This window comes from Citrobacter sp. H12-3-2, from assembly GCF_009649895.1.
In the GTDB taxonomy this organism is placed as follows: Bacteria; Pseudomonadota; Gammaproteobacteria; order Enterobacterales; family Enterobacteriaceae; genus Citrobacter; species Citrobacter portucalensis.
This window is the reverse complement of sequence record NZ_CP045837.1, coordinates 4,759,621-4,778,311: the sequence shown is the minus strand read 5'-3', so window position 1 is coordinate 4,778,311 and position 18,691 is coordinate 4,759,621. Positions and strand designations below refer to the sequence as shown.

Annotated in this window: 22 protein-coding genes; 6 read left to right on the top strand and 16 right to left on the bottom strand. The window is 54.3% G+C overall.

Annotated features, from left to right (window positions below; translation table 11 throughout):
* Positions 1–41: 41 nt before the first annotated feature.
* Positions 42–983, top strand: coding sequence for a fatty acid biosynthesis protein FabY (gene fabY, locus GHC22_RS22685; RefSeq protein ID WP_003825286.1), 942 nt, complete (start codon positions 42–44; stop codon positions 981–983).
* 17 nt (positions 984–1,000) lie between these two features.
* Here the strand turns inward: fabY and GHC22_RS22680 are convergent, their stop codons facing one another.
* From GHC22_RS22680 to GHC22_RS22670, 3 genes are all read right to left on the bottom strand, one after another.
* On the bottom strand, positions 1,001–1,447 hold the full coding sequence (locus GHC22_RS22680) for a type II toxin-antitoxin system HigA family antitoxin (protein WP_048215203.1): 447 nt from the start codon (positions 1,445–1,447) through the stop codon (positions 1,001–1,003).
* Positions 1,444–1,755 carry a type II toxin-antitoxin system HigB family toxin gene (locus GHC22_RS22675; protein WP_048215202.1) on the bottom strand — a complete coding sequence of 104 codons (312 nt, stop codon included), beginning with the start codon at positions 1,753–1,755 and terminating at the stop codon, positions 1,444–1,446. The genes GHC22_RS22680 and GHC22_RS22675 overlap by 4 nt, the downstream gene beginning before the upstream one ends.
* A gap of 84 nt (positions 1,756–1,839) precedes the next feature.
* Positions 1,840–2,769: an alpha/beta hydrolase gene (locus GHC22_RS22670; RefSeq protein ID WP_103285937.1), complete on the bottom strand. Its 930-nt coding sequence runs from the start codon at positions 2,767–2,769 to the stop codon at positions 1,840–1,842.
* A 205-nt stretch (positions 2,770–2,974) separates the two neighbouring features.
* Here GHC22_RS22670 and GHC22_RS22665 point away from each other — a divergent pair, with 205 nt between their 5' ends.
* Both GHC22_RS22665 and GHC22_RS22660 read left to right on the top strand, forming a co-directional pair.
* Entirely contained in the window at positions 2,975–3,217 is a 243-nt protein-coding gene (locus GHC22_RS22665; RefSeq protein WP_020996119.1) for a CopG family transcriptional regulator, read from the top strand.
* A complete protein-coding gene (locus tag GHC22_RS22660; protein ID WP_020996118.1) occupies positions 3,217–3,591 on the top strand; it encodes a type II toxin-antitoxin system VapC family toxin in 375 nt (124 codons plus the stop codon). The genes GHC22_RS22665 and GHC22_RS22660 overlap by 1 nt, the downstream gene beginning before the upstream one ends.
* A gap of 36 nt (positions 3,592–3,627) precedes the next feature.
* Here the strand turns inward: GHC22_RS22660 and fdhE are convergent, their stop codons facing one another.
* The 4 genes from fdhE to fdnG are packed head-to-tail and all read right to left on the bottom strand — an operon-like array spanning position 3,628 to position 9,151.
* Positions 3,628–4,557 carry a formate dehydrogenase accessory protein FdhE gene (gene fdhE / locus GHC22_RS22655; protein WP_003028685.1) on the bottom strand — a complete coding sequence of 310 codons (930 nt, stop codon included), beginning with the start codon at positions 4,555–4,557 and terminating at the stop codon, positions 3,628–3,630.
* Positions 4,554–5,189 carry a formate dehydrogenase cytochrome b556 subunit gene (gene fdoI / locus GHC22_RS22650; RefSeq protein ID WP_003028686.1) on the bottom strand — a complete coding sequence of 212 codons (636 nt, stop codon included), beginning with the start codon at positions 5,187–5,189 and terminating at the stop codon, positions 4,554–4,556. The genes fdhE and fdoI overlap by 4 nt, the downstream gene beginning before the upstream one ends.
* Positions 5,186–6,088 carry a formate dehydrogenase O subunit beta gene (gene fdoH / locus GHC22_RS22645; RefSeq protein WP_003825273.1) on the bottom strand — a complete coding sequence of 301 codons (903 nt, stop codon included), beginning with the start codon at positions 6,086–6,088 and terminating at the stop codon, positions 5,186–5,188. Before fdoH ends, fdoI begins: the two co-directional genes overlap by 4 nt.
* A gap of 12 nt (positions 6,089–6,100) precedes the next feature.
* On the bottom strand, positions 6,101–9,151 hold the full coding sequence (gene fdnG / locus GHC22_RS22640; RefSeq protein ID WP_100247862.1) for a formate dehydrogenase-N subunit alpha: 3,051 nt from the start codon (positions 9,149–9,151) through the stop codon (positions 6,101–6,103).
* Positions 9,152–9,345: 194 nt separating this feature from the next.
* On the opposite strand from fdnG, the gene fdhD reads away from it, so the two are divergent.
* Positions 9,346–10,182 (top strand): formate dehydrogenase accessory sulfurtransferase FdhD, encoded by an 837-nt coding sequence (gene fdhD / locus GHC22_RS22635; protein WP_057066657.1) that lies wholly within the window; start codon positions 9,346–9,348, stop codon positions 10,180–10,182.
* On the opposite strand, the gene GHC22_RS22630 is transcribed toward fdhD, so the two are convergent.
* Both GHC22_RS22630 and GHC22_RS22625 read right to left on the bottom strand, forming a co-directional pair.
* Positions 10,149–10,655: a YgjV family protein gene (locus GHC22_RS22630; RefSeq protein ID WP_153753922.1), complete on the bottom strand. Its 507-nt coding sequence runs from the start codon at positions 10,653–10,655 to the stop codon at positions 10,149–10,151. The genes fdhD and GHC22_RS22630 overlap by 34 nt on opposite strands.
* 58 nt (positions 10,656–10,713) lie before the next feature.
* Positions 10,714–11,235 (bottom strand): Crp/Fnr family transcriptional regulator, encoded by a 522-nt coding sequence (locus GHC22_RS22625; RefSeq protein WP_125363050.1) that lies wholly within the window; start codon positions 11,233–11,235, stop codon positions 10,714–10,716.
* Positions 11,236–11,364: 129 nt separating this feature from the next.
* Here GHC22_RS22625 and GHC22_RS22620 point away from each other — a divergent pair, with 129 nt between their 5' ends.
* Positions 11,365–11,577 (top strand): DUF1471 domain-containing protein, encoded by a 213-nt coding sequence (locus GHC22_RS22620; protein ID WP_003825262.1) that lies wholly within the window; start codon positions 11,365–11,367, stop codon positions 11,575–11,577.
* A gap of 42 nt (positions 11,578–11,619) precedes the next feature.
* Here GHC22_RS22620 and GHC22_RS22615 read toward each other — a convergent pair whose 3' ends face one another.
* Together GHC22_RS22615 and GHC22_RS22610 are read right to left on the bottom strand one after the other, a co-directional pair.
* Positions 11,620–11,943, bottom strand: coding sequence for an AzlD domain-containing protein (locus GHC22_RS22615; RefSeq protein WP_003825260.1), 324 nt, complete (start codon positions 11,941–11,943; stop codon positions 11,620–11,622).
* The gene (locus GHC22_RS22610; protein ID WP_048215195.1) at positions 11,943–12,602 is read right to left on the bottom strand and encodes an AzlC family ABC transporter permease; all 660 of its coding nucleotides are present in this window, start codon (positions 12,600–12,602) and stop codon (positions 11,943–11,945) included. Before GHC22_RS22610 ends, GHC22_RS22615 begins: the two co-directional genes overlap by 1 nt.
* A 101-nt stretch (positions 12,603–12,703) precedes the next feature.
* Between GHC22_RS22610 and GHC22_RS22605 the strand changes: the two genes are divergently transcribed.
* Positions 12,704–13,252 (top strand): helix-turn-helix domain-containing protein, encoded by a 549-nt coding sequence (locus GHC22_RS22605; RefSeq protein WP_003825255.1) that lies wholly within the window; start codon positions 12,704–12,706, stop codon positions 13,250–13,252.
* 83 nt (positions 13,253–13,335) lie between these two features.
* On the opposite strand, the gene rhaM is transcribed toward GHC22_RS22605, so the two are convergent.
* From rhaM to rhaB, 5 genes are all read right to left on the bottom strand, one after another.
* A complete protein-coding gene (gene rhaM, locus GHC22_RS22600; protein WP_003825253.1) occupies positions 13,336–13,650 on the bottom strand; it encodes an L-rhamnose mutarotase in 315 nt (104 codons plus the stop codon).
* On the bottom strand, positions 13,647–14,795 hold the full coding sequence (fucO, locus tag GHC22_RS22595) for a lactaldehyde reductase (protein ID WP_153753921.1): 1,149 nt from the start codon (positions 14,793–14,795) through the stop codon (positions 13,647–13,649). The genes rhaM and fucO overlap by 4 nt, the downstream gene beginning before the upstream one ends.
* A 74-nt stretch (positions 14,796–14,869) precedes the next feature.
* Positions 14,870–15,697 (bottom strand): rhamnulose-1-phosphate aldolase, encoded by an 828-nt coding sequence (gene rhaD, locus GHC22_RS22590; protein ID WP_153753920.1) that lies wholly within the window; start codon positions 15,695–15,697, stop codon positions 14,870–14,872.
* 143 nt (positions 15,698–15,840) lie between these two features.
* Entirely contained in the window at positions 15,841–17,100 is a 1,260-nt protein-coding gene (gene rhaA, locus GHC22_RS22585) for an L-rhamnose isomerase (RefSeq protein ID WP_048237088.1), read from the bottom strand.
* Positions 17,097–18,566, bottom strand: coding sequence for a rhamnulokinase (gene rhaB / locus GHC22_RS22580; RefSeq protein ID WP_060683050.1), 1,470 nt, complete (start codon positions 18,564–18,566; stop codon positions 17,097–17,099). The genes rhaA and rhaB overlap by 4 nt, the downstream gene beginning before the upstream one ends.
* Positions 18,567–18,691 lie beyond the last annotated feature (125 nt).

Below are 18,691 nucleotides of genomic sequence, written 5' to 3'. Positions count from 1 at the left end.
AGCTACCGGTGTGGCCGCGGACAACAAGAGAGAATACGACGATGTATCACCTTCGTGTACCGCAAACAGAAGAAGAATTGGAGCGTTACTACCAGTTTCGCTGGGAGATGCTGCGTAAACCGTTGCACCAGCCTAAAGGCTCCGAACGGGATGCCTGGGATGCGATGGCGCATCACCAGATGGTGGTGGACGAAGAGGGGAATCTGGTCGCAGTAGGACGTCTGTACATCAATGCGGATAACGAAGCCTCCATACGCTTTATGGCCGTTGACCCCTCCGTGCAGGAGAAAGGGTTGGGCACGCTGATGGCGATGACCCTGGAGTCTGTGGCGCGTCAGGAAGGGGTAAAGCGCGTAACCTGTAGCGCCCGTGAAGATGCGGTCGAATTTTTCGCCAAGCTGGGGTTTGTGAGCCAGGGAGAAATCACCACGCCGCAAACCACGCCGGTGCGTCACTTTTTGATGATTAAACCCATCGCGACGCTGGACGACATTCTCCATCGCGGGGACTGGTGCGGACAGCTACAGCAAGCCTGGTACGAACATATTCCATTGAGTGAGAAAATGGGTGTGCGCATTCAGCAATATACCGGGCAGAAATTTATCACCACGATGCCCGAGACGGGCAATCAGAACCCGCACCATACGCTGTTTGCCGGTAGCTTGTTTTCCCTGGCGACGCTAACGGGCTGGGGGCTAATCTGGCTAATGCTGCGCGAGCGTCATCTCGGCGGGACGATAATCCTTGCTGACGCGCATATACGGTACAGCAGGCCGATCACCGGGAAACCTACCGCTATCGCCGATCTGGGTTCGCTGAGCGGAGACCTGGACCGTCTGGCAAGAGGTCGTAAGGCGCGCGTTCAGATGCAGGTCGGGGTATTTGGCGACGACACGCCGGGCGTGGTGTTCGAAGGCACCTACATTGTGCTACCCGCAAAACCTTTTGGCGCATATGAAGAAGGTGGGAACGAGGAAGAGTAGGTCAGAGGGTATCTTCTCTACTCGATGAATGCGTCTGCCGGAAGATTAAAGCGTTCTGCAAGCGCTTTAATATGGCTTACAGTCAGTGCTCTGCGACCATTTAAGATGTTGCTGACGTTCGATTTTGAACCGAGTTCGTTGGCAAGGTCTGCTGCTTTGAGACTGTATTGATCCATGAGCGTACGCAATACTGAAACGCCAGAGGGTGTTTTCTCCAGGTGTTGGTTGAGTGCTTTGAATTCCGGCGCATGTTTTTCATATTTACTGATTCGGGCACAGAGCAATTCAAATAGTGGGTTTTCAAGATCGTCGTGGTCGACCAGATACTCCACTAGCGCAAGTGCCCTGCGATACTCAGTGTCATTTCGGTCTTCCCCCAACAGTGGGATGGTTTTTACCGCATCGCTGAAGGTATCAACAATCTTTTTTGCGCTGGCTGCATCCATATGACGATGCGTTCTCATTCTTTATTACCCCGATAATATGCTGTCAGTTTGTCATATTCGGCATGGGAAACGATATGTTTGACAAATATCTTATGTGACCTGAAATCTATGTAGGAGATGAGTCTTAGGCTGTTACCAGAAACATCAATCACCCACCATTTATCTCTGTACTTAAAATTATCCAGTGAAGGAATATACTGCTTCATCTCTTCAGGCTGAATGAATGTTTTTTTCTCCAAAACATTCAGTAAATCAGCGAGAGCAAGCTGATGATTTGGATACATGAGCATTGCCTCGTTAAAAGGTTTTCGGCTGATAACATGCACGGTGTAGTTCCATTACAAGGTTTTCAACCTGAAAACAAAATAACGCAACGCAATTAAGTTTACAAGATGAAAACACTATATTAATTAAGCATGTCTTATTGCTGTAGAATTTATGGCGCGCCAGGCAACATCCCGCATTGCGCTTCGTGCCGCTTGACTCACCCCTGCTAGCTGGAAAAATCCGTGGATAACACCGAGATAGCGTTGGCAGGTGCAATCCACGCCCTGCTCCTGGAACCGTTGATACAGGGCCTCACCCTCATCTCGCAGTGGGTCGAATTCAGCTGTAATGATGTGCGTGGGCGGTAAACCGTTGAAGTCTTCGCGCCAGAGCGGGCTGGCTTCGGGATGCAATGGATCGGTTTGCGGCATATACATCTCGTAGCCCGACAGGAGTGTGTCGCGGGTGATAATGTAATCCTGTCCATTATGGTCATAGCTCGCAAAGCTGGCGGTTGCATCCAGCATCGGGTAGATCAGCATAAGCTGCGCAGGTTGCCATTGCCTGGTAGCTTTCAGGCGTAGTGCGGTGACCAGCGCCAGATGCCCGCCAGCGCTGTCGCCAGCCAGCGTAATGTTGTCCCGGTCTACTCCCAGTTTCTTGGCATACTTCCAGATAATATTGGCCCCCGATTCAGCATCGTTATGTGCTGCCGGGAAGATGTGCTCTGGTGCGAGGCGATACTGCACCGCAATGACCCGACAGCCGCTGTACCAGGCGAGTTGCCTTAGCTGGTTATCATGAGTGGTAAATCCGCCGCTGACAAAGCAGCCGCCGTGATAATAGATAACGCAGGGGAGATTTCCCGTGCTGCCCCGCGGCGAAACTACGCGAAACATCATGGCATCGAGTTCAATATCTTCAACCTGTACGCGGGTTTCAGTGTCTCCGGCCAGTACCGTGCTGGCGATGTAGCCTGCTCTCCGGTCATCAATATTCTGCTCGCGCGAAGAAGGACGTCCCGCCGCGATAAATGCCTCAACCAGCTGTGCAATCCCGCTTTCCAGTGCCATTTTCACATCCCCTTATCTGTATGGATATACAGGTTTATAACCTGGATAACTAAGAATGAAAATGGGAAAAATGGGGGTGGTTATGATTCTGGAAAGTGGCTCGCAAAAGTAAAAATCGTTCGTGTGAAGGCTACTTTCCCGCTTTTCTCAGGTGTATGTTGTGTGGAAATTAATCGCCGATGATATACTGGAGGTATATGTGAGTATGATGGTTGGGATGGATATGGGCAGAATTTTACTCGATTTATCAGATGAGGTGATTAAACGTCTTGATGACCTCAAGGTTCAGCGCAATCTGCCGCGAGCAGAACTCTTACGGGAGGCCGTTGAACAGTATCTTGAGAGGCAGGATCAGGCTGAAACAACAATTTCACGCGCTCTTGGGCTGTGGCAAGGCTGTGAGGAAGATGGTGTTGAATACCAGCGTAAACTCCGTGAGGAATGGTAATGGTCAAAGGATCAGCGCTTTTTGATACCAACATCCTCATCGATCTGTTTAGCGGTAGAAATGAAGCAAAACTAGCGATAGAAACATGGCCGCCGCAGAATGCAATCAGCCTCATTACATGGATGGAGGTGATGGTGGGCGCAAAAAAATACCATCAGGAAGCCCGTACTCGCGTTGCGCTAGGCGCTTTTAACGTGATCGGCGTTTCACAGGATATTGCTGAACGAAGCGTGAGTATCAGGCAGGAGCATGGGATGAAATTGCCGGATGCCATTATTTTGGCCACTGCGCAGATTCATCGTCTTACACTGGTTACGCGAAATACCAAGGATTTTGCAGGCATATCAGGCGTGGTCACGCCGTATACGTTATAACCCGGGCGACTTACGCCGCCCGGTGGTGCGGAGTACTTACTCCCCTTCACCTGGGAACAGGAACGGGTTGATAGAGCTGCGGGCAAAGCCCTCTTGCTCCATGTGCGCGTCCAGCATCAGTGAGGCGAGATCGTCAGCCACGGCCTCAACTTTAGGGTCTTTTTCCTGATAGAGAATCTTCAGGTAAGTCCCACAGTCGCCGCAGCTTTCAGCTTTAATTGCCGCCTGTTCGTTATCCAGCGACCAGTAGTTCAAATCACGGCTTTGCTCGCAGTTGCTGCACTTCACGCGCACCACGTGCCACTCGGTTTCGCACAGGTTGCAGTGCAGATAGCGCAGCCCCTGAGTGGTACCGATTTGCACCATGCTGGAGACCGGCATTGAACCACACACCGGGCAGTACTGACGCTGTTCGCCGTATTCCGCACGGGCTTTGCCGGGGATCAGGCTTGCCATCTGCGCCCAGTAGAGCGACAGGGCAGCCCAAATAAACGGTGCTTTATCGCTGCTGACGGAGGCGAAATCAGAGGCAAACAGCGCGCTGGCCATCAGCTCCAGTTCCTGCTCTGAGGCTTTTTCCAGATTTTCGATCACGGCAAGCGCAGGGCCGCTCATTTCTGGTTTCAGCTCAGCAATTAACGATTGCAGCAGTTTTTGCCAGTGCTTGTCGCGTGGCAGAACGTGGATATCCAGCGGCGGTTTGCCCTGATCGTTCGCTTCTTTGATGCGAGCGGTCAGATCCATCTGCAGCGGATGGTCGTACAACACCACTTCCTGCGCGTGGGCGATCAGTGCGGCAAAGCGCAGGTAGTCGCCCAGCGGGTTGTTCTCGGCCAGCTCGCGCAGGCGCTCAGCGCGGCGGTTATACAAATTTTTGAGTCTGGGGAATAATAACGGCGGAATCATATCCGCCGTGCGTTTCTCGCTCTTCTCCAGCTCATCTTGCGGGATTATGCGAATACTCATTCAGATGACTTTTCCTGTTTCTGGCGGACTTCACGGTACCAGCGCGGGTGATGTTTCTTCGCCCATGAACTGGTAACCCATCCTTCCACCATCGCGGTAATGGTGCCTTTCACCCAAAGGGCGGCGTAAATGTGCACCATGATAACCACAATTAACGCTACTGCGGCAAATGAATGCAGCATTAACGCGAATCGGATCACCGGGATTGAGAAAGCAGGCGCAAAATACGGACGCCAGATGACCACTCCGCTCACCAGCAACAGGACCAGGAAGATAATCGCCGCCCAGAATACGCATTTCTGGCCGAAGTTATAACGTCCCGTGTCACCTACTTCCTCGTTGACGACAATCTTACGAATATTCTTCGCCCAAAAGATATCATCCCGATTGATTAGATTGTGGTGCCAGTAACGGAAAAACATGATGATAAACGAGGCAAACATGATCACGCCGACAAACGGGTGCACAATTCGCGCCAGTTGTGGAGTGCCCATGATGTGCATCAGCCAGTTAAAAGACGGGAAGAGAAAGCCCATCCCGCTCACCGCCGCCAGAATGAAGCAGAAGGCGGTGATCCAGTGGTTGATGCGTTCCGGCGCCGTGTAGCGCACGATGGTGTCACGTCGTTTCATTTGCGCACCTCGTCGTCTTTTTCATGCAGATTGTCTTCTTCCTCTTCCGCACGGTTCGGGCCTACGCCGACGTAGTGGAAGATGCTGGCCGCAAATGTCGCTGCAAAGCCGACGGCTGCGAGGGGTTTCCAGATGCCTTTCCAGAACTTAACGGTAGCGCTGATCTCCGGGTTCTCCGGCAGGCCGTGATACAGATTTGGCTTGTCAGCATGGTGCAATACGTACATCACGTGCGTCCCGCCAACACCCGCCGGATCGTACAGACCCGCGTTTTCGTAACCACGCGTTTTCAGCTCCGCCACGCGCTCGCCTGCCAGCGTTTTCATCGACTCTTTGGTGCCGAAATGAATGGCGCCGGTTGGACAGGTTTTCACGCAGGCCGGTTCTTGCCCGACCACAACACGGTCAACGCACAGCGTACATTTGTAGACGCGGTTGTCTTCCGGATTGAGGCGCGGCACGTCGAACGGGCAGCCCGCGATGCAGTAGCCACAGCCGATACACTGCTCAGACTGGAAGTCGACAATACCGTTGGCATACTGAATGATTGCGCCTTCAGCCGGACACGCCTTCAGGCAGCCCGGATCGGCGCAGTGCATACAGCCATCCTTGCGGATAAGCCATTCCAGTTTGTCGTTTTGTTCCACTTCCGAGAAGCGCATCACCGTCCAGGATTTGGCGGTCAAATCGGCCGGGTTGTCGTACACCCCAACGTTGTTGCCCACTTCATCACGGATGTCGTTCCATTCAGAACACGCCACCTGACACGCTTTACAGCCGATACAGGTGGTGACGTCGATAAGCTTCGCCACTTCTTCCTGATGGTCCCGCGCCTGAGGCGCGGGGGTGAAACCGTTAGTGGCGGAACGACGAATGATGTCTTGCGATTGATAAGCCATAGGTCGTCTCCGTTACACCTTTTCCACGTTCACGAGGAAGGACTTAAATTCCGGCGTCTGCGTGTTCGCATCACCGACGAATGGCGTTAACGTGTTAGCGATAAAGCCTTTTTTCGCCACACCTTCGTAGCCCCAGTGAATCGGAATACCGATAGTGTCGATATCCTTACCGTTAGCCTTCAGCGTGCGAATACGTTTGGTCACCACAGCCTTGGCCTTAATGTAGCCGCGATTAGAGGAGACTTTGACGGTATCGCCGTGGGAGATACCGAGCTTATTCGCCAGCTTCTCGCCAATTTCCACAAACTGTTCCGGCTGAGCGATGGCATTCAGCAGCGCATGCTTGGTCCAGTAGTGGAAGTGCTCGGTCAGACGGTAGGTTGTACCGACGTACGGGAACTTATCTGCTTTACCCAGTGCTTCTTCGTCACCTTTAAAGATGCGTGCGGCAGGGTTAGAGATAACGTTCGGGTGCAGCGGGTTAGTCCCCAGCGGTGTTTCAAACGGCTCGTAGTGTTCCGGGAACGGACCTTCCGCCATCTTATCGATAGCAAACAGGCGTCCCATCCCTTCCGGCTGCATGATGAACGGCCCTACGTTGCTGCCAGGTGCGGCGGCACTGTAGTCCGGAATATCCATCCCGCTCCACTTCGCCCCATCCCATTTCAGGATCTGACGTTTTGGATCCCACGGATTCCCCTGCGGATCAGCGGAGGCGCGGTTATACAGAATGCGTCGGTTAAGCGGCCATGCCCAGGCCCAGCCCAGCGTATTACCAAGGCCTGACGGGTCGGCGTTATCGCGACGTGCCATCTGGTTGCCTTCCGGCGTCCAGCTACCGGCAAAAATCCAGCAGCCGCTGGAGGTCGTGCCATCGTCACGCAGTTGGGCGAACGAGCTAAGCTGTTGGCCTTTCTTGACGATAACCGCACCGGTTGCCGGGTCGGTAATGTCGGCCAGCGCTTTACCGTTGCTCTCCATCGCCACTTCTTCCGAAGCTGGTTCGTGCGGGGTGGAGTAGTTCCAGGTCATGCTCAGCACCTGTTCCGGGTTCGCGCCACCTTGCTCGGCATACATCTTGCGCAGACGCAGGAAGATACCGGCGAGGATTTCGCCATCGGTAACGGCAATCCCCGGGGCATCCGCGCCTTTCCAGTGCCACTGCAGCCAGCGACCGGAGTTAACGATAGAACCGTTCTCTTCAGCGAAGCAGGTGGACGGCAGACGGAATACCTCGGTCTGGATTTTCGACGGATCAACATCGTTTGACTCACCGTGGTTCTGCCAGAAGGTGGAGGTCTCGGTGTTGAGCGGGTCGATAGTGACCAGGAACTTCAGTTTGGACAGTGAAGCCACAACTTTGTTTTTGTTCGGGAATGACGCGACCGGGTTAAAGCCCTGGCAGATATAGCCATTCACTTTGCCCTGATTCATCATCTCGAAGTACTGCAGGACGTCGTACCCTTTATCCCACTTCGGCAGCCAGTCGAAGCCCCAGCTGTTTTCCGCTGTCGCTTTATCGCCAAAGAAGGCTTTCATCATCGAAACGAAGAATTTCGGGTAGTTGCCCCAGTAGTTCACCTGACCTTCCAGCAACGGTTTTGGCGTGTTGGCGGCAAGGTAGGTTTGCAGGTCAGTTTGTTTCTCGCTTGGCAGCGTCATATAGCCTGGCAGGCTTTGTGACAGCAGACCTAAGTCGGTCAGGCCTTGAATGTTGGAGTGACCGCGCAGGGCGTTAACACCGCCGCCAGCCATCCCCATGTTGCCAAGCAGCAACTGGATCATCGCCATGGTACGGATGTTCTGCGCACCCACGGAGTGTTGTGTCCAGCCCAGGGCGTACAGGAACGACGCGGTTTTATCTTTGGCGCTGGTTTCTGCGATGTACTCACAGACCTTCAGGAAGTCGGCCTTTGGCGTACCGCAGATGTTTTCTACGACGTCCGGCGTGTAGCGGGAGACGTGCTGTTTCAGCAGGTTCCACACGCAGCGCGGATGTTGCAGGGTGACATCGCGTTTGGCGAAGCCTTTTTCATCCAGCTCGTAGTTCCAGCTGGTTTTGTCATACTTGCGTTTGTCCGCGTCGTAGCCGGTGAACAGGCCATCTTCGAAACCGTAATCCTCACGCACGATCAGGCTGGCGTTGGTATAGGCCTCAGTGTATTCGCGGTTAAATTTTTCGTTGTTCAGCAGGTACAGCAAAACGCCTGACAGGAAAGCAATGTCAGTACCGGAACGAATTGGCGCATAGAAATCAGCCACCGCAGCGGTTCGCGTAAAGCGTGGATCGATAACAATCAGCTTCGCGCCGTTGTGAATTTTGGCTTCCATCGCCCAGCGGAATCCGACCGGGTGAGCTTCAGCGGCGTTACCGCCCATCACCACGACGAGGTTGGCGTTTTTAATGTCGACCCAGTGGTTGGTCATCGCACCGCGACCAAATGTTGGAGCAAGACTTGCTACCGTTGGTCCGTGTCAGACGCGTGCCTGGTTGTCGACCGCGAGCATACCGAGCGCGCGGGAGAATTTTTGCGTTAAATAGCCGGTTTCGTTACTGGAAGCGGAAGCACACAGCATTCCGGTGGAAAGCCAGCGGTTAACGGTTACGCCTTCAGCGTTTTGTGCAACGTAGTTAGCGTCGCGGTCTTCTTTCATCAGTTTAGCGATGCGGTCAAATGCCTCATCCCAGCTAATCTGTTGCCACTTATCTGAGCCTGGTGCGCGATATTCCGGGAATTTCAGGCGGCTTTCGGAGTGGATGAAGTCCACAAGTCCTGCCCCTTTCGGGCACAGCGCGCCACGGTTCACCGGGTGATCCGGGTCCCCTTCGATATGGAAGATGGATGCTTTGGCGTTTTTTGCGCCGTCACCGAGGCTGTACATTAACAGTCCACAGCCAACGGAACAGTAAGTGCAGGTGTTACGGGTTTCGCGGGTGCGCAGCAGTTTATATTGCCGTGTTTCCGCGAGCGCTACGCCGGGTGCAAAACCCAGTGCCGCTGCCGTGGTGCCTGCCATACCGCCAGCGCAGATCTTAAAGAACTGCCTTCTGCTGACCTGCATGGTTCGCTCCTTGTTTCGACATTGTCACGTTCCCTTCGCTTTTCTGTAACGCGAACGCGAGGGAAGTGGTTGTTATTTTTCTTTGCGGACGGGACCGCAAAGGTCCAGAATTGGGTGAATTTCCCTCCGTCCAGGAGGGATTTGTAAAGAATACCACAATGTTGGTATGCGTGTTCCAATATGGTTAAAAGAAAGTGAATAAGATTATTCAAGAAAACATCAAGAATGTGACATCTTCGACAGGATCGCGCCAGTTGACCCTCTGGAAGCGCGAGGATTTGCAACATCCTCAGCCTGATGAGGTAGCTGAAGAAGTGCCTGTTGCGCTGGTATACAACGGGATTTCGCACGTGGTGATGATGGCATCACCGAAAGATCTTGAGCACTTCGCGGTGGGTTTTTCACTTTCTGAAGGCATTATTGAGTCCCCGCAGGATATCTACGGAATGGACGTAGTGCCTTCCTGCAACGGATTGGAAGTGCAGGTTGAACTGTCCAGCCGTCGCTTTATGGGGCTGAAGGAGCGTCGTCGCGCGCTGGCCGGTCGCACCGGTTGCGGCGTTTGTGGCGTGGAGCAGCTCAATGACATTGGCAAGCCGGTCCAGCCGCTGCCGTTTACCCAGACATTCGATCTGGCGAATCTTGATAACGCTTTACGACATCTCAACGATTTTCAACCCGTGGGGCAACTGACAGGCTGCACGCACGCGGCTGCCTGGATACAGCCGTCAGGTCATCTGGCGGGCGGGCATGAAGATGTTGGACGTCATGTTGCGTTGGATAAACTGCTGGGACGACGTGCAATCGAAGGGGAAACCTGGCAACAGGGCGCGGTATTAGTCTCCAGCCGCGCCAGTTATGAGATGGTGCAGAAGTCGGCGATGTGCGGTGTGGAGGTCCTGTTTGCTGTTTCTGCGGCGACAACGCTCGCCGTGGAAGTTGCAGAACGTTGTAACCTGACGCTGGTGGGTTTTTGCAAACCGGGCAGGGCGACGATCTATACGCATCCGCAACGTCTGGTCGCGCAGTGACGCCACCAGGCGGCCAGAATACTGCCGGAAAATGCCAGTTCCATGATTACGGCAACTGGCGAGCCAACAATCACATTGTTCAGCAGCCAACACAGGCTGCCACACAAGGTGTATCCCCGTAATTTTCCGCTGCGTTTTTGAAATGACGCAAAGGTCATCAGCAGGCTTCCCATCAGCGGCAAAATACTCGACAGATTTTGCCAAAGATAAATGCTACACAGCAGCGACCCCAGCATAAATCCCCACATCACCCAGCGGTGAAACGTGACGATGGCTGTCGCGTAGCGGCATGCGGCAATGATCATTAACCCAGCCGCAGCGTGTTGAGCCAAAAGATAGAAATGGATAGCTAACAGAGAAGTAGAGCTGGTGAGCAGCGTTAAAGTGATAGCCCGGCGTTGAAAATGAAAAGCGGAAATATCCAGTAAGAAGCTGATGCCAGCCAGCATCTGAGAAAGAAGAAATGCGTTCATTGTGGTCGCCATCTATTAAAGAGTGACGGGACAATAATCGACACATCACCGTAAGGCGTTAACCTTTGTTAAGACGCTGGCGAATACGGGACAGGCTAACGGGGGTAATGCCGATATAGCTGGCAAGATCGCGCTGGGTGAGCTGTGACTCCCAGTCCGGGAAGTGTGTTTGTACGTACTGATAGCGTTGCTCTGGGGTATTGAGCAGCAGCATTTGCTCTTTTTTCTCTTTGTAGATCAATTGCTGGACCAGTAGCTGAGTCTTAATATCCTGATTTTCCGGCGCATCAAGCAAAGCCAAGGGGATTTCAGTGGTTTCTCCCGCGGCGATCATTTGTAGGCTGTAATCGGCAGGTGTGTTAGTTAGCCAGTTCAGGTACAGAAAGCAGTATTCCCCGGCAAAGTAGAACTCTTTAACCCTTTCAACGCCGTTATCCGCGTGATAAACCGCACGAGCCACACCATGATGTAAAAGATGAATTTTACTTTGTAGTTCACCCTGACGAAGTAACCAATTACCCGCCGGTTGCGTTTTTCTACGGCTGCCAGCAAGCCATTGTGATTCCTGATTACGTAACATCTTATCTCTCAAATAATTTGAATAAGACTGGCAAATCCTTCCGCTTTCAGTTGTTCGGGTATCAGCCTATTATTTATCACATCAAGGCACGGTACCTTACTCAAACAACTAAGTTAAAGGGTCTATATCATGAAAAGCATCAAAACTTTTGTCGCAGTTATCGCTCTGGCTACTTCTTTCGGTTCTTTCGCTGCTCAGACAGTGACCGCAACCGGTTCTACGCTGGAAAGCGCTGAAGCAAAAATCGCCGCTCAGGCTGAACGTGCAGGCGCCAGCGATTACAAAATCACTCAGGCATACACCGGTAACCGCGTGCACATGACCGCCGAACTGCTGAAATAAGATACCTTAGTACTGTCGAAAGAGCGCCCTTGAGGCGCTTTTTTAGTTTATACCCGCCATTCGCAGCAATGCGGTCACCACTGCGGCAGCGACGATCACCACGATTAGCGGCATCTTGCGCCATGCGAGAAATACCGCAAAAGCCACGCCCAGCACGCGCGCCATGCCAGCGAAGTGTTCGCCTTCGTAAAAGGTAGTCGCCAGCGCAACGGAGAACAGTAATACCGTTGCGGCGTCGGAAAGCAGCGCCTGCGAGCGTTCCGAGAACGCTAAACGGCTCCCAAGCTTCGCTCCTCCTAAACGCATTAAATATGTTCCCAGAGATAACATGGCGATACCGACGATAAACAGCGTCATGTTGCCCATTATTTTTTCCTCGTCAGTAAGCCAAACAGTGAGAGCAGAACAGGTAAACCGACCGGCGCAAAGGGGATGGCGGCAAGCGACAACCCGGCGCCGCTACAGGCGCGAATCAGCGTGGTGCGGTTTTTAAAGGCCGGGACCACTAAGGCTAATAAAATTGCAGGGAAGACGGCATCCAGACCGATGGTTTCCGGGGCGGGGAGCAGTTTGCCGACGCCCGCGCCGATCAGTGTGCCAACAGGCCAGAAAAGCGCGACGCCCAGACCGCACAGCCAGAAGGCGGCTTTACGTTGTTCGGGCGTTTTTTGCGACAGGCCAAAGACTACGCTTTCGTCGTTCATGATATGACAGCCGAGGAAACTCGCAGCCCGCGAGCCCACCAGATCGCGCACCGTGACGCCAAACGGCACGTGTCGGGCGTTGACCAGTAAACCGGCAGCCGCCGCCGCCAGTGGGTTACCGCCGCTGGCGACGATACCGATAAACATAAACTCGGACGCACCCGCCAGTACCGTAATCGAAAGCACAAACGGTACCCACAGCGGGAAGCCGTAGGCCATCGCCAGCGAGCCGTATGACATGCCGACTACGCCGACGGCCAGACAGACCAAAAATATTGCTTTTATCGTGTCGCCTTTGAGACTGGAAAAATAATGTTTCATACCGTTTTAGCCATATCGAACGAATTTCCATTATAATGAACGCGACCAGTCAATATTACAAGTCGAACGAATCGTTCGATATAAAGAACGTGGAGTCGTGAATGACCCAGCCCATCAGTATGATCGCGAAAAGCCTTGTGCGTGAACGTCAGCGCACCGGTTTGTCATTGGCAGAGATTGCCCGTCGCGCAGGGATTGCAAAATCGACACTCTCGCAATTGGAAGCGGGCAATGGCAATCCTAGCCTGGAAACGCTCTGGTCGCTGTGTGTGGCGTTAGATATTCCCTTTGCTCGCCTGCTGGAGCCGCAGGAACAAAAAACGCAGGTGATTCGCCGCGGCGAAGGAACAAAGGTGGTGGCTGAGCAGGCCCACTATCAGGCCATTTTACTGGCCGCCTGCCCGCCGGGGGCGCGGCGGGATATCTATCTGCTGCTGACGCAGCCGGGCGCGGATCGTATTTCACAGCCGCATCCACCGGGATCGGTTGAACACATCATCGTGACGCAGGGTAAGGCGATGGTAGGATTGACGGAAGCCCCGGAGGAGTTAGGCGAGGGGGACTATATTTGTTACCCCGCCGATCGGGCGCATATTTTTAAAGCGCTGGAGCCTGACACCCAGGCGATTCTGGTTTCTGAGCAAAATTGAATTGCCGGATGGCGCTATCGCTTATCCGACCTACAAAAAATAAAACCGTAGGCCCGGTAAGCTTGCGCCACCGGGCATATAACTTACTGCAAATAAAACACTTCTTTTAGCTCTGCGCTAACCGGGCTGTTGTCCGGGTTTGCTGGCATTACGTCACGCATATGCTTCCACCAACGTTGGCAAACGTCGGTGCTGGCAACGGCATTCCAGCGTTCTTCGGACTCAATCTCAACGGTGGCGAACAGCAGATTGCGCGCCTGATCGAGATAAATCGCGTAGTGATGGGCGCCGTGCTCTTTCAGCACAGCTTCCAGCTCTGGCCAGATGGGATTGTGCCGACGTTGATATTCAACGTGCGCGTCGGCATTCACCTGCATCACAAAGGCCTTGCGGATCATAACGCCTCCAGATACAGCTCGCGGACCTCGTCGCGGCTGGCGGTGCGCGGGTTGCATGGCGCACACGGATCGGCCAACGCTTTATCCAGCCAGCCTTCAATATCCTCTTTCGTCACGCCAAGGGAACTAAAGCCCGCAGGAATACCGACACGCTTGCTGAGTGCACGAATCGCGTTGATGGCCTCCATACTTGCCGCTTCATCGCTCATGTCACGGGTATCGACGCCCATCGCCTGCGCCACGCGGGCAAAGCGCGCCACGGCGTTCGGACGGTTAAAGTTTTCGATTACCGGCAGCAGGATGGCGTTGCAGACGCCGTGTGGCAGATTATGGGTTGCGCCCGGCTGGTGCGCCAGCGCATGCACCAGACCCAGACCAGCGCTGTTAAATGCCATCCCCGCCAGATACTGACCAAACGCCATTTGCTCACGAGCTTCGAGGTTATGACCGTCGTCGACCGCTTTTGGTAGCCACAGGTTGATCAGGCGAATCGCTTCCAGTGCGTTAGCGTCGGTGAGCGGATGAGCACCAACGGAAACATAGGCTTCCACCGCGTGGGTCAGGGCGTCCATACCGGTTGCGGCGGTGACGGAGGCCGGGATTTCCAGCATGACGCTGGCATCATCCACGGCGATGTCCGGGATGATATTCGGGTCGATGATCACCTCTTTAACCTTACGGGCAGAGTCGATAATGACCGCGTTGCTGGTCATCTCTGCTGCCGTACCGGCGGTAGTGTTGATGGCGACCAGCGGGACGCCAGCATTTTTCACTTTGCCCACGCCGGAGTAGGTGGTAGAAGGGCCAGGGTTGGCTGTCAGGATTTTCACCGCTTTGGCGGTATCGATCGGGCTGCCGCCACCGAAGGCGATGATGTAGTCACATTCTGCGTTCTGATAGGCTGCAAAACCTTTCTGTACCAGCTCTTCTGTCGGGTTCGGGAATACTTCATCAAACAGGTGGTAAGACATTTGATGTTTATCCAGCGCGGCAAACAGGCTATCCAGCAGGCCCAGTTTTACCAGTTGACCATCGGTGACGATCAGCGCTTTGCCCCATTGTTTATTCGCCACGAGATTCACCATATCGGCAATCGCGCCGGCGCCATGCAGGCTAATTTTTGGCAGTGCCAACATAAAGCTCATCACTATTCTCCTTAATAATAAAATCCTGTAGGCCGGATAAGGCGAAGCCGCATCCGGCGTTGAGTTGGGAGGTATCAGTACAGCTCTATGGCGCTTGCCAGCGGCGTAACACCAAAGCGTTTGCCAAGTGCGACCAGCTCTTCACGTGAGATGGTTTGCTTCATACCGCCCATCGAAAAGATTTTGACCAGAACTTCGGCGGATTTCTCTGCGGTATCTATCAAACCGAACGCTTCGTCGAGGGTAGGTCCGCTTCCGAACACGCCGTGGAACGGCCAAAGTACCAGCGAGTGTTTCTGCATTTCCTTGGCGGTAGCCTGACCAATTTCATCTGTACCCGGCACCATCCACGGCAGAATGCCAACGCCATCCGGGAACACCACCAGGCACTCGGTGCTGCCTTCCCACAGCTTGCGGGTAATCAGCGCTGTATTGTTTTCCAGTACGTAGGTCAGAGCGATCAGGTTGGTGGCATGGCAGTGCATGATCACGCGGTCTTTACCGTTCGTCGCTTTAATGCGTTCGCAGTGAGAGAGGAAGTGAGCCGGCAGTTCAGAGGTCGGCACGGCCTCGTGGGTCAGGCCCCAGAGGATGTGGTAGCCCGCACCGTCGCTGTCTATTTGTACCACGCCCAAGTTTGCCGCGGGATCGAGCTGGACGTTACGGAAAAACTTACCGGAACCGGTGACGATAAACGGTGTGTTTGCCAGCAGCGGCATCGGCTGACTTAGCGCAATATAGCGTGGTTTTTCGTGGAAATCGGCGCTAAACGGCGCGATATCTGCTTCATCAAGACGCAGCGTCAGGTTGCCGCCATTACGCTCGTCCCAGCCTTTCAGCCACGCATCAGAAGTGGCTTTGATCATCCCCTGGACGAACCAGGAAGTCGTAATTTTTTGCATGTTCGGTGTTCCTGTTTATTGCCCGAACGTTATCGGGTCTTACGTAGGCCGGATAAGCGAAGCGCCATCCGGCAATCGTGTTTCATTTATTGCCGGATGGCGACGCGGGGCGTCTTATCCGGCCTACAAGCCTGGCGTCACGGTTAGCTACGTTTGCTCAAAATCTCTTTTTCATAAGCGCGCACGCTGTCCAGCCACTGGCTGCCCGCAGGCGTGTCGTGGCGCTGGCAATACATCTCCCAGACGGCCTGCCACGGCAGCGATTTTTGCTCTTCCAGCAGGGCCAGACGTGCGGTGTAGTCGCCGCTGGCTTCGAGCTGACGTAGTTGCTCGGTGGGTTCTAACAGCGCGCGCAGCAGGGCTTTTTTCATATTGCGGGTGCCGATCACCCACGCGGCGATGCGGTTAATGGAGGCGTCGAAGAAGTCGAGGCCAATGTGTACGCGGTCGAACAGGTTGTGGCGAACGATCTCGCTGGCAATCGCCTGAGTTTCATCATCCAGCAGCACCACGTGATCGCTGTCCCAGCGCACCGGACGGCTGACGTGCAGCAGCAGGCGTGGTACATACAGCATGGTGGCGGAAATTTTGTCGGAGATCACTTCAGTCGGATGGAAGTGGCCCGCATCCAGACACAGTGCGGTCTGGCGGCTGGTGGCGTAACCCATGTAGAACTCGTTAGAGCCCACGGTGTAGCTTTCCGCACCGATGCCAAACAGCTTGCTTTCGACGGCATCGATATGGTGCGCCGGGTCGAGTTTCTCGCTGATCACTTCGTCCAGTGCGTCCAGCAGACGCTGGCGCGGCGCTAAACGGTCAACGGTGATGTCTTTCATGCCATCCGGGATCCAGATGTTCATCACCGATGGTGTACCCAACTGCTCGCCAAAATACGCCGAGACGCGACGGCTGGCTTTGCAGTGATCGATCCAAAACTGGCGAATGGTGTCGTCGGCGTGCGCCAGCGTGAAACCGTCGGCGCTCAGCGGGTGTGAGAAGCAGGATGGGTTGAAATCCAGCCCTAACTGGTTCGCTTTCGCCCACTCCACCCAGTTTTTAAAGTGCTCAGGTTTGATTTGGTCGCGGGCAACCGGCGTATCAGATTCCAGATAGATCGCGTGCAAATTCAGACGTTTTGGACCAGGAATCAGGCTCAGCGCCTGCTCCAGATCGGCCCGCAGTTCGGTGGCGTTACGCGCTTTACCCGGATAGTTACCAGTAGCCTGAATTCCGCCAGTGAGCGAGCCTTCCGGGTTTTCGAAACCGGCGACGTCATCGCCTTGCCAGCAGTGCATGGAGACCGGCAGACGATCGAGCTGGCGTAAGGCCGCCTCGACATCAATACCTACCGCGGCGAAACGCAGTTTTGCCAGTTCCCAGGCTTGTTCAAGTTGAGTGGTCATGCGCAAAGCTCCTTTGTCTGTCGTAGTGATTGAAACTGCGCCTGGTAGCGGGCAATTTCACTTTCAGGATTGGGAATGAAGGTGGTCAGTTCGTAGTTGGCGCGCACCACCTGACGGAAATCATCGACGTTGTTCAGCTCGTCCAGCGTCATCAGCTGGATGCCAATATTGCCGAGCGTGGAGGCCTCAATCGGCCCGGACATCACGCGAATACCGCAGGCGTCCGCACACAGCTGGTTCAGTAAGGTGTTCTGGCAGCCGCCACCGACAATGTGCAGTTGGCTAAATGCTGCACCACGCAGTTGTGCCAGTTCTTGCAGGATGTCGGCGTACAGCAACGCCAGGCTGTCGAAGATACAGCGCGCCAGTTCGGCGTTTTGCAGGGGAACGGGTTGGCCTGATTCACGGCATGCTGCCTGAATTTCTGCACTCATATCGTCGGGGTTGATAAAGCGATCGTCGTTCGGGTTTATCAGGAACTGGCAGGCCGGCAGCGCTTGCGTTTGGCTGATAAGCGTTGGCAGGTCGGTAATCTGGCGCTCTTTTAATACGCGCTGGAGCAGCCATAGCCCCATGATATTTTTCAGGACACGGTAGCGTCCTTCCGCGCCGCCTTCGTTGGTAATATTCGCCGCCAGCGCCGCATCGTTGGTATACGGTGTTCTGCTCTCAAAGCCCATCAGCGACCAGGTCCCGGAAGAGAGATAGGCGCTGTTTTTGTCGGCCAGCGGAGAAGCAATGACCGCGCTGGCCGTGTCGTGACTGGCGACGGCGACAACCGGAATTTGGTTTTTCTGTGGGCAAATCCAGTGGCCGATCACGTTCCCTGGATGCGTCGGGCGACCAAACCAGGCTTTGTCTGCCCCGGTCCATGCCAGCAGTGTGTCATCCCAGTCGTCGGTATTGATATTGACGAGCTGGGTGGTGGTGGCGTTGGTGTATTCCCAGTTCATTTTGCCGGTCAGGCGAAAGCTGAAGTAGTCGGGGATCAGCAGGGCATGGGCCACCTGCGGGAGCAGTTCTGGCTGCTGTTCAACCAGCGCACGCAGTTGATACAGGGTGTTAAAGGGCAGAAACTGAATGCCGCTACGGCGGTAAATTTCACCTTTACCCGGCTGCTCCATCGCCTGCGCCATAATGCCAGTCGTGCGGCTGTCACGGTAAGAGACCGGCAGACCGACACGTTGACCGACGTTATCGATCAGAACGTAATCCACGCCCCAGGTATCAATGCCGATGCTGTCTATCCGAATGCCTTCATCGCAGACTTTTTTCAGGCCAAGACGAATATCGTTTTCCAGGCTGTCGATGTCCCAGGTGTCAAAACCGTCTGTTTTTTGCAGGCAGTTCATGAAGCGGTGGATTTCACGTAGCGTCAGGGAGCGGTGTTCACTGTCGTAACGCGCCAGCATTACGCGCCCACTGGATGCGCCGAGATCGACTGCGACACAATGGCGAAAAGTCATAGCGAGGTCCTTCTGAGTTTTATTGCACTCATTCTAAGAACCCCTGATAACGCGTACCTTCTTGACAGTGACAGCCACAATTAGCGGCTGGCAACATGGCAAAGGTGAACGTGACGCTGTTCACA